Genomic DNA, 15,617 nt, shown 5'->3' on the forward strand with positions numbered 1-15,617 from the left:
CCGTGCGCGATCAGAAATGATATGACAACCCGATCAGCCCGCTGTAATCCGTATTAAAGACGCCCCCAAAACTGCTATCGACTTTTGCATTCACAGAAAGGTCAGGGAGAATTTCGCCCTCCAGCCCGATACTGCTGCGGTAGCGGTCATCAGACCAGGCGCTGTAGCGCCGGTCAGACTGGCGATCGGAGAGCATGGTCGTGGATCCTCTCCTGCCCGGTGAAGCGTGATAAGAGAGGCTGGCATTAAGATTAACCTTTGGCAGTAAAGTCCCCAGGCCGCGTTTCTGCACCATCACCCCACTGGTGGTGAAGCAGGGCGTGGCTGAACTTAATGAGACTGTCGCATCTTCCCCCTTAAGGCTATAGCCGGACAGGATGCCGGCGCTGACGCCGACAAAAGGCGCAACAGAGATCGTGTCGTCGGCCAGACGAAACTGATAGCCGGTGCGCAGACTCCCCGCCACTATGTGACTCTCCTTTTTCACCCCCGGGATGCGTAATGCAGGATCGAGGCTTATTTCCTGAGTCAGAAACATATAGCGGCTGGCGGCATCCGTAAACCACCCGCTATCAGAGTGCCATGAATGATAGACCCCCACGGTGGCCAGACGGTGTTTCTCCTGTCCCCCTCCTTTCACCTCACCCAGGGTGTAGCTGGCACTGACGCCTGCCGTGTGCGCACCGCCGCGCCTGTCCCAGCCGACATTCAGCGTCTGCTGGTCACTCGTCAGGCCCAGAAAATGCCCTTGTGATTGCTCAATTGCGGCCCAGCTGCCGCTGCGATCCGGGAAGGCGCGCAGACTCCCTGTCCGGTTGTGCAGCTGGCTGACAGCCTCACTGACAATATATTGCCGCGCGGCCATCAAAGCGCGGGTTTGCTGAATCAGTGGCTGGTTGTCATAAACCGTGAACCACTCATCCGGATTGAACGCGGTTTTTTGGGTGTCCTTTTCGGCTTCTGCTGTAGCCTGCGCCTCTGCTTGCGCTTCAGGCTTTGCTTTCTCTTTTTCAGCAGCGGCTGGCTGCTCTGCTGGAGCCTCGGGGTCAGAGGTCACATCCGTTACCGGGGTGGGCTCTGGCGTTACGTCTGCAACAGGGATGACGTCTGATACAGGTGCGGGTTCCGGAACCGGGGTAACATCCGGCAGAGGCGTCGGCTCTGGTGCCGGCGTGACATCTGTCACCGGCGCGGGCTCTGGCGCGATATCCGGTACAGGGAGCGGCTCCGGCGTGGCATCGGGTTCTGGTTCTGGTTCTGGTTCTGCCGTTTTACGGCTTTCAAGCACCCATAGCACGCGATTGTTATTGTCTTTCACCTCATAATTCGGCGTGTAAACACTGAATCCGCTGTAACTGTCAGCAAAGGAGAAGTAGCTGTGTGACGTGCCAGCAGGGGCATCCACCATCACCAGATCCTGAGATAAGGTGGCCTGCCCTTCGTTGCCCAGTAACAGGCTCACGTCCAGCAGATTATCGCCTCCGCTGACAGCGTTTTTAACCATCAGCCGATCGTTTTCACTTGTTGAGGGTTTAGCGCCCAGCAGCAGCTTCAGCCCGGTTGCGTCCAGGGTATCAACGCTTAGCGTTTTGGGAAGCCAGCTACCCGCTGGCACCATCGAAAGCGAAGCGCCACGCTGTGCCCGGAGCGATGTGACGTTACTGTGGCTGGTCATACTCCAGTTTGCGTCTGACGCCAGGGTCATCTGGCTGCTGCCGGATGATGTCACCGCACCCTGATAATCTACTTTACCCAGATAGAGCGACGCATGGTCTGCCAGCCGGACATCACCTTCAACCTCACTGGCAGGCAGCCGCGCCAGCGTCTCTGCGCTTCGTACAGGCTGACTGCAGCGAGTCTCATCGGCGTAAATGGGAGCATAACAACGCCAGCTCTTCTCCCCTGTCAGCGGGCTGTCATTGTAGCCAAATGAGAGCGTGGCTGACTCAGCAGCAACAAAATTCGCTTTGACGCCAGCGTACTCTCCCGCCTGGAAAAAAGCCCCGGCACCCACATTAATCTGCCTGGCGCTGAAAAGTGAGGTGCGCCAGTCGTCATCAATCACCACTCCTCCAGCATGCGCCACGGGCTGTCCCGACAGAATCAGCGTGCCATTATCCACATTCAGATCGCCATTCAGATTCATTCCACCGGTCAGGGCAGTAATGGCCGTCGCGTTGCGCGGCTGGATGTTAACGTTCATCGCGCCATTCAGGATATTTTCCCGTGTCTCACCAAGAAAACCGCGAAAAGCCTGAACGTTAAGTTGCGTCAGACGGTGATTGATAGCTTCATTTGCGTCGGTACCAAGATAAGTCCAGGTTTTCGTCGACGATTTATCGGTAGGGAAGTACCAGTATGAGGCAGTATTTAACTGAAAATATTCGGTCTCCTTCGTATAGGGATTGTTATAAACATAAATGTTACCTGGCGTTCCTTCAGGAGTCCTGCTGCTGAAGGTGTAGAAAGGGACGTCGGCGGCGGTACTGCCCGTAATGTTGAGCGTCGCCGTGGTACCACTGTGGTTGACCAGTTTAGCCCCACCATCCGTATGATTAATTTTTTTGAAGGTCAACGCATTGCCATTTAAATCTAAACGACCACCGCGATAGCCAAAGAAAATCTGGTCAGTCGCGACCTGATACTCATCGTTTAACACGACAGTTGGCCGGCCACTGACTAACGTCACGGCGGAAAAGGCCTGTTTGTTACCTGAAGTATCAGCCTGCTGATCCAATATAACGCTGCCGTCGCCCACATTCAGTGAGCCCGCATTCACGCCTTCAGCCTTCACGTGGAGCGTGCCCGCGCCAATTTTATGCAGCGCATCGCTGGCTAACCCGTTAACCTGCCAGACAACTTTTTTGCCGGCGTCTATCTCAACCCCGCCCCCTGCCCAGGTTGCGTTCACGCCGCTGGCTGAAGTCAGGGTGTAATCACTGGAAAACTGGAGTTTTCCCGCGCCCATGTTGATCGGTGTGCTTAATGTGATCAGCCCACCATCTCCGTTAAAACGAAGATCTTTCGTGGCATCCAGTTCAGATGTGGAGGCTTTAGCAGGGGCGACGGACGCATAGGCTGAGGTCAGCCCCGACCAGGACCATGAAACGCCATCCTGTTTTATTGCATCGTCGTTCCATAAAACCGTGCCATTTCCGGCGCGATCAACAACGTCCGGCGAGGTATTGGCTGCCTCTACTGAAGCGACAAAATCACCGGGGATGTAACCTGCGACGGCGCGCTTGCGGTAGAGACCGCTGTCAGCGTCATAGCCGACGTGCACCGCAACCAGTTTCCATTGCTGCCCGATGTCGTCCCAGGCAAAAACCGGACTGCCGCTGTCTCCGGCATTAGCTCCGATTGACAGGGGTGTGGTATCTGCATCGTCAGGCCCAAGATTGTAGTAGCGCAGATAGCTATTATTGGAAAGGTCGCGCACATTCGCCGCACTGATAGTGCCACCCGATTTCCAGTTGTAAGCACCCGTCAGGCGTACCCGCGTCGTCTGCTCATCATTAATTTGCTCCTGTGTTCCTGTTCCTGCCCGCGTATACCAGGCATAACGTGATTTATAGTCAGACAGAAAGTCCGCTTTGGAGACATAAGAATAGGGGGCGGCTTCAGTGACGACCTTATCAAGGCGTGGCGCATGGAAATCCTGCGTGCTGAGATCATTGCGATTGATAAGACGGTAAGCGGTGGCGTATCCGGCCCCGTTGCCAAACTCCACCGTTTTATAACCGGTATTGTGCTTAACACTCAGCACATAGGAAGGCGAGACGAGCGTCGCATAACCTGACGAAGAGACTCCGCCAAAATCGGGAACAGGAAAACGAAGATAGTCAGAAAGTGATCCCTCTTTTTTATAAACCGGAACATTCATTGCACCGGCATTATAGTTACCCAGGTTTTCGGCAAAGTCCCGATAGGTCTGCACGTCGATATCATTAAGCATAATACCAGCATACGAAGCAGTGCAGTTAAAAAAGGTGCAGCATAGCGCCGCGCGCCCGAAATATATCAATAGAATATCCTCATGCGGCCATTATTATTTTCGAGAAGATTTTAATCTGACAAATAGTATCACCTGGCAAATCCCTCTCTGAATCCACAACAGGTACTGATATTGACCAGCATCAAAAAAAACAGGCTATACACCAGCAGGACATCGATAAGCTATTGAACAGAATGACAATAAAATAAAGACCAGAATGGAATGGTTATTAATTTAATATTAAATCAACATAGACCTGAAAGGCTTTAGATTGAATAGCTGACTAAAAATAAAAGCAAACAGACACATATGGATAAGAAAAAACCATATGCTGTCTGAAGACAGATCTGTTTTATGTAAGGTAAAAAGAAAAACCCTTTCGTGACAGTGGGGGTAAACATAAAATATTAGCTCGGGAAGCCTTCGCCTGAATCGAAAAGGTAACTCTATTCAGGCGAGGTCTGAAATTACTGCGGGTGGTCGCGGTGATACAGTGCCCATTGCTCAATATGCTCGCCAGACGGCAGCAGACAGTAAAGGGTACTGTCTGCCGGAGATATTCCCTTTACTTCCTGGCCGCCACGCTGAAGGCACCAGACGCTGGCAGGATTACGCATTGTCATACGCTGCGGTTGCTGAGCGTGTGGAGCACAGGCTGTAAGTTGCAAAGCCAGCAGCATCACTGAAATGCCGGACATCTGTTTTATACGCATAATGAAAGCCTCGGGAATAACGTATTCAAAATAGAGAATGAAAGGGTGGCACTCTGATTGACAGCTGCCCTGTCGTCAGTCATTTACTGTGACCCTGCGGCAGCAGAGAATCGTCTGCCCTGCTACCCGTCAAACGACCCGGAACAATTAAACCTCAACAGAGTTTATGACTCCTCTGTAAAGCTCCAGAAGAGAGAGATCGTTAATAAATGCGTTAAATTCCATATCACCCCGCAAGGCGAATTTTCGCATCACGTTATATTTGTGCGCATAGATGGTTTTTTCTGACAGATCCAGACGTTTCGCCGTCTGTCTGACGCTGTAACCTTTTTTTAAAAGGCTGAGCACCTGTAACTGCACCACTGTTATGCGAGCGAACTCACAATGCAGACAATCCGCTGGCAAAAAAGCGTGCACCCTGTCCTGAAAGGCCAGCCAGGAACAGATGACTTTCTGAGATATCGTACGAACAGAATCAAGTCGTGAAATAACAACCAGAGAGCGATAACAGACCGGAAGCTGCTCTGTCATAATATCGTCAGTCTGATTAACAAAAACCATGATAATGCTACCGGGCTTCCGATCCCGGTACGCAGGTTGACACATATATAAACGCCATTGCGAAACATTGATCAGGATAAAATCAGCCTGCCTGAGATTGTGGCTGTCAAAACCCGACAAAAACTCCACATTAGCTTCAGTTAACAATGCGCCCTCAATCACTTTTGAGATGCCTATCCTGAAGAAATAATTCTCTTCTGTACAAATGACTTTAAGATCCATTTTTCTCCTCAGGCATCTCAAAAACCTCCATAAATTCAGGTAAACTTCCCGTTAACCAGCACAAGCTCGCCTTTCTCTTTAAGCTCTTTAAGTACTCTGCAAATTGAACTTTTGGAAAGGTGCGAACTATTTTCAATCAGATACAGGGCAGAGAAACGTTTCTTCAGATGAGCCGGTAGTTTTTCCCAGCGTCCGATTAAAGAAATAACCTCATCGTAAGAGTTGCTCTTAGGCAGCTGGATGTAGTCCATCAGATCTGAATACTGTCCTGAAAGAACGGACATGGCATCGTTGAAAAGATCTTTCTCAAAAATCAGCCGCCAGAACACATCATAATCAATGAAACTGACTTTGCCGTAATCTATTCTCTCCAGATAAACCGGTGGCTCATCCAGTGCCGGTGTGACACCAACAACAAAAGGAGCAGAGACAATGTTAAGCACTTTATTTTCACTTTTGAGCTTGAGCAAAAAATCGCCATCAAGAATAAACATAACCCGACGCACATTATCTTTCGTCAGGTGGTAACGGCGTTTTCCGCGCGAGATCTCATCCGGATTAGCCACCTGCGTATATCCTGCTAGTGCATCAATGATTCGTTCATGATTTTCAGTCACTCTATACATAATAATCAACTCAATCTAACTAACACAGGTTAGTGATTAGTAGCAAAATTAGTAAAGCTGGTTTTTATAATCTTCTTTTTCGCCTGGTGTACGACAATCTTCCAGTTCACACTTCTGATATCGGATAAAATACGTAATTGGCTTGACTATAGTAAAACAGGAACTGTGAAACTCAACACCATAAACATGCGAAAAGGGAGAGTACATCGCCAAACAGTGGCGCAGCAACCATACATTACACCGCTTTAAAGTCACTCAATTAGCATATTAACCCATCATGCCGTGACTTACTGAAACTGTTATAACTTTTTTCTATAAAAGAGAACCCAACATATTCATTTGAAGTTTCATGTTATGAAACAGATACAGTATTAACATGAATGTATGCACTTCAATAAAGAAAGCCGATAAATGAAAAGGTCAGAATCACATTGGCATCATTGTTAATTCTCCTGGAAAATTAAAAATACTCAACATCACTCCCTGGAAATGATTAAACCATAACGATGTCAATTAGGAGATTTAAATTAAAAAACGCCATGCATTTAGATTTATGTTCTGACTTATATTTGATTTTCAGTTTTAAAATCCAATGCACTCAGAACCTCTTTTCGGTGCGTTTCACTTCTCAGCACAAATGATAATGTTATGGCTGATTCCAGTAGCCTGATTCCAGCAGCGATCTCAGAAGCCAGCACCTTTAAAGCAGAGCTGGCGCCGCTAGTCTCATTGCCCTGAACCGGATATTAACAGGCGTCCCTACAGGGAGAGAAAGTGAATCCCTGACACAATAGGCTGCCTATCGGCATCACTGTTTCGCGTTAAAAGTTAATCTCTTGTGACTTCTGAGCAGTGCTCTTATGAGATGACGTTTAACATTACTCGCCTTAATTTTCTCACTTCACATCTGATACCACCGCTTTATTATACGAAAAGGCGATGAGCAGATTGATTCAGCATGCAGTACGCAATGTGCTGCCGAATAATGAAGATTCTCCATTAACTGGCCTCTGCAACGAATTCAGAAGGACCGAGAAGGTGACTGATAGTTAACTCTGTAAAAAATAAAACCTACAGCGTGACAGATTAAAAAATAGTGTGGAAAGGCGTTAAAGCACCCCATCGGGTTGAAAGTCCCGATGCGCTAACGTACCTGAGAGGGTAAATGTTGTTACAGAGGATTTTTTATCGCACCCTGGTCACAGAAAACATGGCTTAATAGGCCGTCTCTGTATAAATGTATACAAATTAACATTATCTTCACCTATTAACAAAAGGCAAAAATATTAACCCTGAATGTCAGCACCCTTCTCATTTGGGAATGATACAGCCACGCTGAAGTTAAATTAAGCTTTATTAAGATTACTTCAGAAGCAACAGATTGCCTCCGGGCTTAACCTTTAAGTGGTCGGACAAGATTATTTGTCCTGTCTGTAGCACGTCAACGCAGTCCAACTTTCAATAGGGAATTTGAACATGAAAAAAATCGCCTTTTTAACCGCATCTGTAGTATCTGCACTGTTAGCTTCTCAGGCATTTGCGGTCTCCAACAATACAATTACGTTCCAGGGATTGGTCACAGGAGAAACCTGTACCGTGACAGTCAATGGTAACACCGCTAAACCTCTGGTGCTCCTGCCAACTATCAGCACCTCTGCGTTATCAAATGGTAATGTCGCGGGTAAGACAACTTTTGAAATTGGTGTTACTGGCTGTACAGGAAGTGATACTGATGCCACAACAATCTCTACCCAGCTTAGCGGTAATAATGTCACTAAGGCGGGTAATCTGGGTAACCTGGCAACCGAAGGTGCTGCGGAAAATGTAGAAATTCAGATTGTGAGTAATAAAGAAGATAATAAAGTTATTACTTTTGGTGAAGGTACTTCTTATATCGGCCAGGGTCATCTGACTCTTGCTGCCGGAGTAAAAAATGCCTCTGCAACCTATACTGCGCAATATGTCGCCGTTGAAAAGGACGCAGTTGCCGGTGCGGTGGAAGCCACAATGCAATACGCCATCATCTACAAATAAAAAATCAGCATGGATGCGAAATATTTTTAATCTATAAGTGGATTTAATCAGGCCATGGATGGCCTGACTTACTTTATCCAGGGTCTGGTAGTAAAATTTCAACGGATGGTTATTATGCCTCGATTGCTTATCATTCACTCATCATTGCGTACCATTCTATTACTCCTTCTGTCTCTTGTTATTTACCCGCCAGCATTCGCCAGCGTTGTTATGACGGGATCTCGCATTATTTATCCCTCTGACGAAAAATCGGTCGATGTAAAACTGAAAAATAATGATGCTTTCCCGTACGTAATCCAGGCATGGTTGGACAATGGTGACGAAGAATCTACGCCAGCCACCGGCAAAGCGCCGTTCATCGTCACCCCACCGACATTCAGAATTGCCGCTAAAGATGGTCAGGTTTTGCGCATTTTCTTCACGGGTGCAAATTCATTACCCCAGGATCGTGAATCCGTTTTTTATTTTAATTTTCTTCAGGTCCCACCAGGCAATGTTTCTGGTGACAAAGGCAATCAGATGATGTTGTTATTAAAGAACAGGCTGAAACTGTTTTACCGCCCAAAAGGCCTTAAAATCAGCACCCATCACATTTCTGAATATTTAACATTCAGTAACGTATCGTCGCCCAGCGTACGCATCACCAATAGTTCACCCTATTATGTTTCACTAACCAAAGTCGTTGTCAGAAACAGAGTCGCAAAAGAGACTGCACCGATGATCGCGCCGTTTTCATCTGTTGATGTGCCATTAACAGAACAGAAATTAACAAAAAGCGCCCAGGGAATAGAAATAGGCTTAGTGAATGATTATGGGGCAACGGTGACATATGAGTTTCCAATTCAAAAATAAAAAAACAGATCCTCGTCTGGCTATACTCAGTTGCGTTGTAAAAGCGGCTTTATTGACACAGACTGCTCATGCCGAAGAATACCATTTTGATAGTCGTTTGCTGGCAGGATCCGGTTTTGAGGAAGGCGTAGATCTTAAGCAATTTAACGAAAAACAGATCACTATTCCTGAAGGTCAACAGCTTCTGGATATCAGCCTGAATGGCATAATAATAAAAAGTCAGGTGGCGGTGAATTTTCGCAGGAAAGATGTCGCCGATAAAAGTGCGCAACCCTGTATTGATGCCGACATGGTCAAACTGTTGCAGCTGAAGACCGGCCTGAAAGAAGCGGCTGAATCGCAGTGTCTGTTTCTGTCAGAGATCAGCAGTCAGGGTAACTGGAATATCCGCCAGTCCACGCTGACACTTGATTTTCTGATCCCGCAGATTCTGCTGAACCGCCAGCCACGCGATTACATCCCGACCTCTGAATGGAATGCGGGAGCTCCATTGCTTTTTTTACGTCATAGCTCCAGCTTTAGCCGCAATATTTTGCGCGACACGCACTCCAGCTATCTCTGGAGCATGATCAACGCAGGGGGTAACCTGGGCATGTGGCATTTACGTCATCAGGCCAACCTCCGCTATATGAACAGCAGCGTCAGCACCGATCAGTACAAATGGAATGCTGTACGCACCTGGGTACAGCGTCCCCTGCCCTCTCTTTCCAGCGAACTGGTGGTCGGTGATGCCTACACTGACAGCACGATGTTTGGTTCAATGTCCTTCAACGGTGTGAAGATCGCGACCGACCAGCGTATGTGGCCTCAGGCACGTCGCGGATATGCGCCGGAAGTCCGGGGCGTCGCTACCAGCAACGCCCGTGTACTGATAAGCCAGGCCGGTAACGTAATCTATGAAACTCAGGTCCCGCCAGGCCCATTTATTATTGACGACTTATATAACACCAAGAGTCAGGGCGACCTGAAAGTACAGATCGTCGAGGCTGACGGCAAATCATCCTTTTTCACTGTGCCTTATGCTGCGGTGCCGAGCTCAATGCGGCCGGGTAATCTGAGTTATCAGTTTGCCGCCGGGAAGGTGAGGAACTTTTACTCCGTCCAGAACACCTTTACTGAGGCCGTTTTACAGTATGGTCTCAGTAACAGTCTTACCACCAATACCGGGGCGCGCTTCGCAAATGGATATCAGGCTTTACTGGCTGGTGGCGTCTACGCCTCTCCAGTTGGCGCGCTGTCACTCAACACCACCTGGTCACATGCGAGGGTAGAAAACGACATTACCAGAAGCGGCTGGCGTGCAGAGGCATCGTACAGCAAGAGTTTCCCCACCAGAACGAACCTGGTGCTGGCAGCCTATCGTTACTCGACTTCCGGTTATCGCGATCTGGAAGATGTACTGGGCGTTCGTCGTCAGCAGAATGGTGGGGCGGACTACTACTCCGATACGCTCAGACAGCGGAATCGCTTCTCTGCGACGGTAAGTCAATACATGGGTGACTACGGTACCCTGTCTTTGAGCGGCAGCAGCACTGACTACTATCACAATCGCTCACGTATCTCAGAGATGCAGCTTTCATACAACAATATGTGGAAGAAAGTAAGTTACAACCTTAACCTCAGCCGGCAACGCTCCAGCTGGAACAGCAAAGACGTCTATAGCGTTTACGACAGCGATTACGATGCTAACCGCTATCAGAAATACACAGAAAACGTCATCTCATTGGGTTTTTCCCTTCCGCTGGACTGGCGTGATAGCCGTTCCACCGTCTCTCTGGATATGACCAGAGATAAAACGACTTCATCGGCAATGACCACCCTGTCGGGTTCCGCGGGCCAGGAGAGCGATTTTACTTACGCCCTCTATTCCAGTTACGACAAATACCGTGATGTATCTCAGGGAAAAAGCCATGCGATGCGCTGGGGAACGAACGTACAGGAACGGACGCGCCTGGGTGCCATTCGCGCCTCTTATGCCCGCAGTGATGATTATCACCAGCTTGGGCTGGGCACATCGGGCACGCTGGCCATCCACGGGGGCGGTATCACCTATGGTCCTTACGCCAGCGACACCTTTGCACTGATTGAAGCAAAAGGTGCCAGCGGCGCGCGCATCAACAACGGTCAGGGTGCCAGGATCGATACCTTTGGCTACGCCATCATGCCATCGCTGGCTCCCTACCGTTATAACACCATCAGCCTCGACGGCAGCTCAATCTCTCAGGATGTTGAACTCGAAGGCGGTAACGTGCGCGTGGTGCCGGTGCATGGTGGCGTACCCAAAATAGCTTTTAAGACCCTGACGGGTACGCCGGCACTGATTCTCGCCTCGCAGGCTGACGGCACACCTGTTCCGATGGGTGCAGAAGTTAAAGACAGCCAGGGCAACAGCCTTGGGATGGCAGGCCAGAACGGGCAGATTTACGCCCGTCTTCCCAACGCCTCTGGCACGTTGTTTGTCAGTTGGGGGAGCAGTAACACCTGCCGGATCAACTATCAGCTGCCCTCTAAAAAAATTGATGATGCCAGTTTTGTTCATTTAAACGGCACCTGTATTCAGTGAGGAAGAAGATGAAAACAGCACATAGCCGCCTCAAAATCTGGCTGCTCGCATCCGCTTTCATAGTGTGTACGCCCGCGGCACAGGCGATTTGTCACAAGATAACTAAGGCGGGTGATCGGTTTAACGAACTGCCGCAGGAAGTGGTGAATCGGGGCTATATTGCAAAGTCATGGGGTACGGGCACAGGGGATGCCATAAGTGCGAAGCTTGACTTTGGGGCAATCAGTATCGGAACTGGCGCGGATTCACTTGCGCCAGCCGGAACCGTGCTGGCCTCTGCTGACATGCCATTTCTGACGAAAGGATTGAATGTCGCCTATCAAGCCAATCAGATTGTCTATAAATGTGCACTGTCCGACGCGGACAGCTTGTATGAAATTTATGCCCTGGCTGCCTCATATGGGGCAGAGTATGGTGGTAAAGCCGTGAGTGATGTTGAGGGGGGATACCGGACACCGGCACAGCATATCGCCTATCGCATAACTAACCTGAAAACCGGACTCTATTACAAGAGTGAATGGCAGGAGCGAAAACTGACCGCTGATGATTACATTACTGTAGGTTCACATATTTATATCCCGGCATCATCGTTCAGTAGCGCGACTTTCGAACTGATCAAAAGTGACGACGATTTCGGCCTCCCTACGCGAAATGCTTTCGGGCAAATAACCGTTCCGCAGGGATATATAGCGATCAGAACACCCTTTATAAACAATATCAATAAAACAGGTGAAGTTGCCTATCCACCCAGCTCTGGGTATGCCTCAGCAGTCTGGAGTATGCGCGGCGGTAACACCACTGTCATACAGGGAAAGAATTGTCTCGTTGGGGATTTTGACCAGGTTGTAACCCTGCCGACCATCAGCGCCAATGACTTGAGTAATGGCATGACCAGTAGCAATACCTTCAGCGTGGAGATTAATTGCGAAAAAGGGGCCGTTTCAGGTACTGAATCCAGCGATTCAAAACCGCCAGTCGCGATGGGTTTTCTGGTGACACAACCAACGGCACTGGCTCAGGCTGATGCCCTCGGGCTGAAAACGAGTGCCGGGGGCATCAGCCATTTACTCGACAATAACTACGGCACACAAGGCGTTGCAAAGGGTGTTGGCATCCGCATCTATGCTGGAAGCAGGGCGTTAAACCTGTTGTCCAGTAATGCAATAACGGGCACAGGTTCAGAAGCGGGCTGGTACGGATTTACGGAACTGCTGAGTAAAACCGGGTTATCGCTTAAAGGCGATAAATCCTATGCCGGTGTTTTTACGGCGTCCCTTGAGCAACTTCCGGGACAAACCGCACAGGGAGGATCGGTCAATGCGCAGGCACAGATTCTTGTCAGTCTGCAGTAGCCTGCTATTAGCCAGCGCGCTGACTCTTAGTGCTGGCCCGGCCGGCGCGGTAGTTAACAGCACCCAGAGTCGGCTGGTGTTCAATGAAAAGAGCGTGGCGGAGTCTCTTACCGTGGTGAATTCTGTCAGATCCCCGGCACTGGTACAGGTCTGGAGCGATGATGACGATCCTCTCAGTCCGCCCGATCGCATCAGTACACCCCTTGTCGTCGTGCCGCCACTATTTAAACTGGCCCCCGGTGAATCGCGCAACCTGCGTGTCATGCTCATTTCCCGCAAAGGGATGCCTGCAGACCGCGAGCGTCTGTACTGGCTGAACATTTATCAGATTCCACCAAATACTGCCCAGAAGTCGGTGCTGGAGAAGAAAGTAATTTTGCCGCTACGCATCCGTTTAAAAGTATTTATCCGCCCGACCGGTTTAAAGGAGCCGGAAGAAGATGTCGGTGAAAAATTACGGTTTATCCTCGGCCAGACACAAACTAAACATGCACAACTGACCGTGAAAAATCCAACACCCTATTACATGACATTAGGGAGTATCACGCTTGGGAGAACACCACTGAAAGCAGAGATGATTGCACCCTTTTCGTCTCTCACCCTTGCGGTAAAAGAGATAAGTGCCGATCACACCCTGAACTGGACAGTAATCGATGATTACGGCAAGCATATACCTTATAAAAGAGAGTTGAGCAGCCAGTGAAAGACACTACACACAAAACAATAAATATGATCTATTTTCATAAGTATCATATGTCATACGATTTAATTACCTCGTTCCTCCGGCAGGAAATGAATAACACGCAATTTAATCTGCACCATTTTCCTGATGTAAAAAGTTTACTGAAGGCCGCAGAAGAAAATCGCATCGACGTGATTATTATCAATTCCGCCTGTCTGTTTGATGGATCGTTCCGGGAGACAGAAATCAAAAAGGTGCTCAGCGTACTGTGTGGCAATGAAAACATCATTACTGTTTGTTTTACTCAGAACATGCGGTCTGTGCTGCTGAAAAAGATGCTTGATGCGGGTGTAAACATCATGCTCAGTCTGCAGGATACCCCGCAGGAGCTGGTTAACGCACTCAGAAGCATGATGCCTGCATCGTCTGCAGAAACCTATATTTCCCGCTCTGTGCATGAACATTTTCAGGAGGAGTGCACGGATTTAACACCCAAGGAGTGGGAGGTCATCAATCTGATTCAGGAGGGTTATTCGCTGTCAGAAATAGCGTCTAAAAAATGTCGCGCAATGAGTACTATTTCAACACAAAAAAGAAACGCCATGAATAAGCTACATCTGAGAAATGAAACAGAGCTATTGCGCTTTCTGCACCAGAACGCATTTTTTTAATTCGTATTAATTTCGGAATCTCATGCTGAAAAAATTTTTATTCCCGCTGGCGGGAGGATTATTGCTGTCCGGTCAGGCCGGTGCGCTGTCACTTCAGGAGTCGCTGATGGCTGCAAACAGTTATAATGCAGAAATGAACGCTGCCCGCAGTGAACATGATGCCGACGGGCAGAAAAAATATCAGGGCTTTGCGGGATTACTGCCGGCAATCTCCATTGACGGTACCTGGGTTAAAACGGATCAGCCGGATGCGGCCTATTCTGCCGGTGTCACCCGCCACAATTATAGCGTCAATCTGAGACAGCCCGTTTTTGATATGGCAAAGTATGCCACCTGGCGCAGAAGCGTGGTGATTAGCAATCTGGCCGATGTCAATCTGCTTATTGCACAGCAGAAAATGATCGCCAGTGTCACCACGGCTTATTACGACGTGCTTTATCAACGCAGCGTGCTGGAAACCAGTCATCGCATTCTTGCTGCCTTCAGTGCGCGGCTTAAACAGACACAAAAAGCGCTGGAAATAGGCGACGGCACCCGGCTCGATTTAGCTGAAGCACAGGCCAACTATGATAAAGCCGTGGCAGACGAACTGGTGGCAGAAAACGATCTGAACGATGCCAGTCTTGCTTTCCGTCAGCTTACTGGCAGGGATCCCCGGAGCATCCCAGACAGCAGCATGCGCTGTGTGCGCTTTCCCGACAGGCTCGCTCCTGAACAACTGAAACGCGAGGCCGCTGCTAACAACCTCGACGTACTTGCCGCTATTCAGACGCACAAAGCCAGTGAGACAGACATTCTGTCCGCCACCTCCAGTCATATGCCGGTCGTCACCCTGCAGGCTGGGTACGGCAAGAACTGGAGTCGGGCAGAAAACGGCAACTATCTTGACACGCTTTTTGGCACCACCTCTAAAACTGATAACACCCAGATTAGCGTTAATGTTTCGATCCCCCTGTTTGGCGGGGGTGGCCCTGTCTCACAAAGTCTGGAAGCGGCGCACCGCTTCGAACAGAGCAAAGAGCTGATCACCGATGCCAGACGCAAAGCGGAACAGCAGGCCATTCAGGCGGCGTCCGGTGTGCATAACAGCCAGTCCCGGATTAAAGCCTGTCAACGCGCAATCGCCTCAGCAGACAAACGCCTGAGTGCCACCCGTTATGGCCGGGAAATCGGTCAGCGCACCCTGATCGATGAATTCAATGCAGAAAAGGATTATTTCCAGGCCGTGCAGGATCTGGCACAGGCGCAGAACGCGCTCATCCAGTCAATCGTCAAACTAAAAACGGCCACTGGCTCGCTCGACTACGCCGCGATGAAAAGTTTCAGCTGTGGCGCGGCATAACGGGA

At 49.3% G+C, this 15,617-nt stretch carries 11 protein-coding genes; 7 read left to right on the forward strand and 4 right to left on the reverse strand.

The genetic code is table 11. The features are described 5' to 3' along the window. Nucleotides 1-10: 10 nt before the first annotated feature. From OJ965_RS20795 to OJ965_RS20810, 4 genes are all read right to left on the reverse strand, one after another. Nucleotides 11-3,955, reverse strand: a complete 3,945-nt coding sequence (locus OJ965_RS20795) for a S6 family peptidase (RefSeq protein WP_265139334.1) — start codon at nucleotides 3,953-3,955, stop codon at nucleotides 11-13. Nucleotides 3,956-4,461: 506 nt separating this feature from the next. After that, a complete protein-coding gene (locus OJ965_RS20800; RefSeq protein ID WP_072215489.1) occupies nucleotides 4,462-4,707 on the reverse strand; it encodes a putative hemolysin in 246 nt (81 codons plus the stop codon). Nucleotides 4,708-4,854: 147 nt separating this feature from the next. Next, nucleotides 4,855-5,490 (reverse strand): helix-turn-helix transcriptional regulator, encoded by a 636-nt coding sequence (locus OJ965_RS20805; protein ID WP_058957524.1) that lies wholly within the window; start codon nucleotides 5,488-5,490, stop codon nucleotides 4,855-4,857. 35 nt (nucleotides 5,491-5,525) lie between these two features. Beyond that, a complete protein-coding gene (locus OJ965_RS20810) occupies nucleotides 5,526-6,116 on the reverse strand; it encodes a helix-turn-helix domain-containing protein (protein WP_033736875.1) in 591 nt (196 codons plus the stop codon). A 1,476-nt stretch (nucleotides 6,117-7,592) separates the two neighbouring features. Here OJ965_RS20810 and OJ965_RS20815 point away from each other — a divergent pair. The 7 genes from OJ965_RS20815 (at nucleotide 7,593) to OJ965_RS20845 (ending at nucleotide 15,612) form a co-directional block, all read left to right on the forward strand. Next, the gene (locus tag OJ965_RS20815; RefSeq protein ID WP_154929201.1) at nucleotides 7,593-8,150 is read left to right on the forward strand and encodes a fimbrial protein; all 558 of its coding nucleotides are present in this window, start codon (nucleotides 7,593-7,595) and stop codon (nucleotides 8,148-8,150) included. A 54-nt stretch (nucleotides 8,151-8,204) separates the two neighbouring features. Next, nucleotides 8,205-9,002: a fimbrial biogenesis chaperone gene (locus OJ965_RS20820; RefSeq protein ID WP_265139335.1), complete on the forward strand. Its 798-nt coding sequence runs from the start codon at nucleotides 8,205-8,207 to the stop codon at nucleotides 9,000-9,002. After that, complete coding sequence (locus OJ965_RS20825) at nucleotides 8,980-11,565, forward strand: fimbrial outer membrane usher protein (protein WP_265139336.1); 2,586 nt, start codon at nucleotides 8,980-8,982, stop codon at nucleotides 11,563-11,565. Before OJ965_RS20820 ends, OJ965_RS20825 begins: the two co-directional genes overlap by 23 nt. A gap of 8 nt (nucleotides 11,566-11,573) precedes the next feature. Next, nucleotides 11,574-12,917: a fimbrial protein gene (locus tag OJ965_RS20830; protein WP_140923727.1), complete on the forward strand. Its 1,344-nt coding sequence runs from the start codon at nucleotides 11,574-11,576 to the stop codon at nucleotides 12,915-12,917. 76 nt (nucleotides 12,918-12,993) lie between these two features. Next, entirely contained in the window at nucleotides 12,994-13,620 is a 627-nt protein-coding gene (locus OJ965_RS20835) for a fimbria/pilus periplasmic chaperone (protein ID WP_265139337.1), read from the forward strand. 89 nt (nucleotides 13,621-13,709) lie between these two features. After that, nucleotides 13,710-14,270 carry a LuxR C-terminal-related transcriptional regulator gene (locus OJ965_RS20840; protein ID WP_167432355.1) on the forward strand — a complete coding sequence of 187 codons (561 nt, stop codon included), beginning with the start codon at nucleotides 13,710-13,712 and terminating at the stop codon, nucleotides 14,268-14,270. A gap of 106 nt (nucleotides 14,271-14,376) precedes the next feature. Then, nucleotides 14,377-15,612, forward strand: a complete 1,236-nt coding sequence (locus tag OJ965_RS20845; RefSeq protein ID WP_265139338.1) for a TolC family outer membrane protein — start codon at nucleotides 14,377-14,379, stop codon at nucleotides 15,610-15,612. Nucleotides 15,613-15,617: the final 5 nt, after the last annotated feature.

The organism is Pantoea anthophila (assembly GCF_026104315.1).
Taxonomy (GTDB): domain Bacteria; phylum Pseudomonadota; class Gammaproteobacteria; order Enterobacterales; family Enterobacteriaceae; genus Pantoea; species Pantoea anthophila.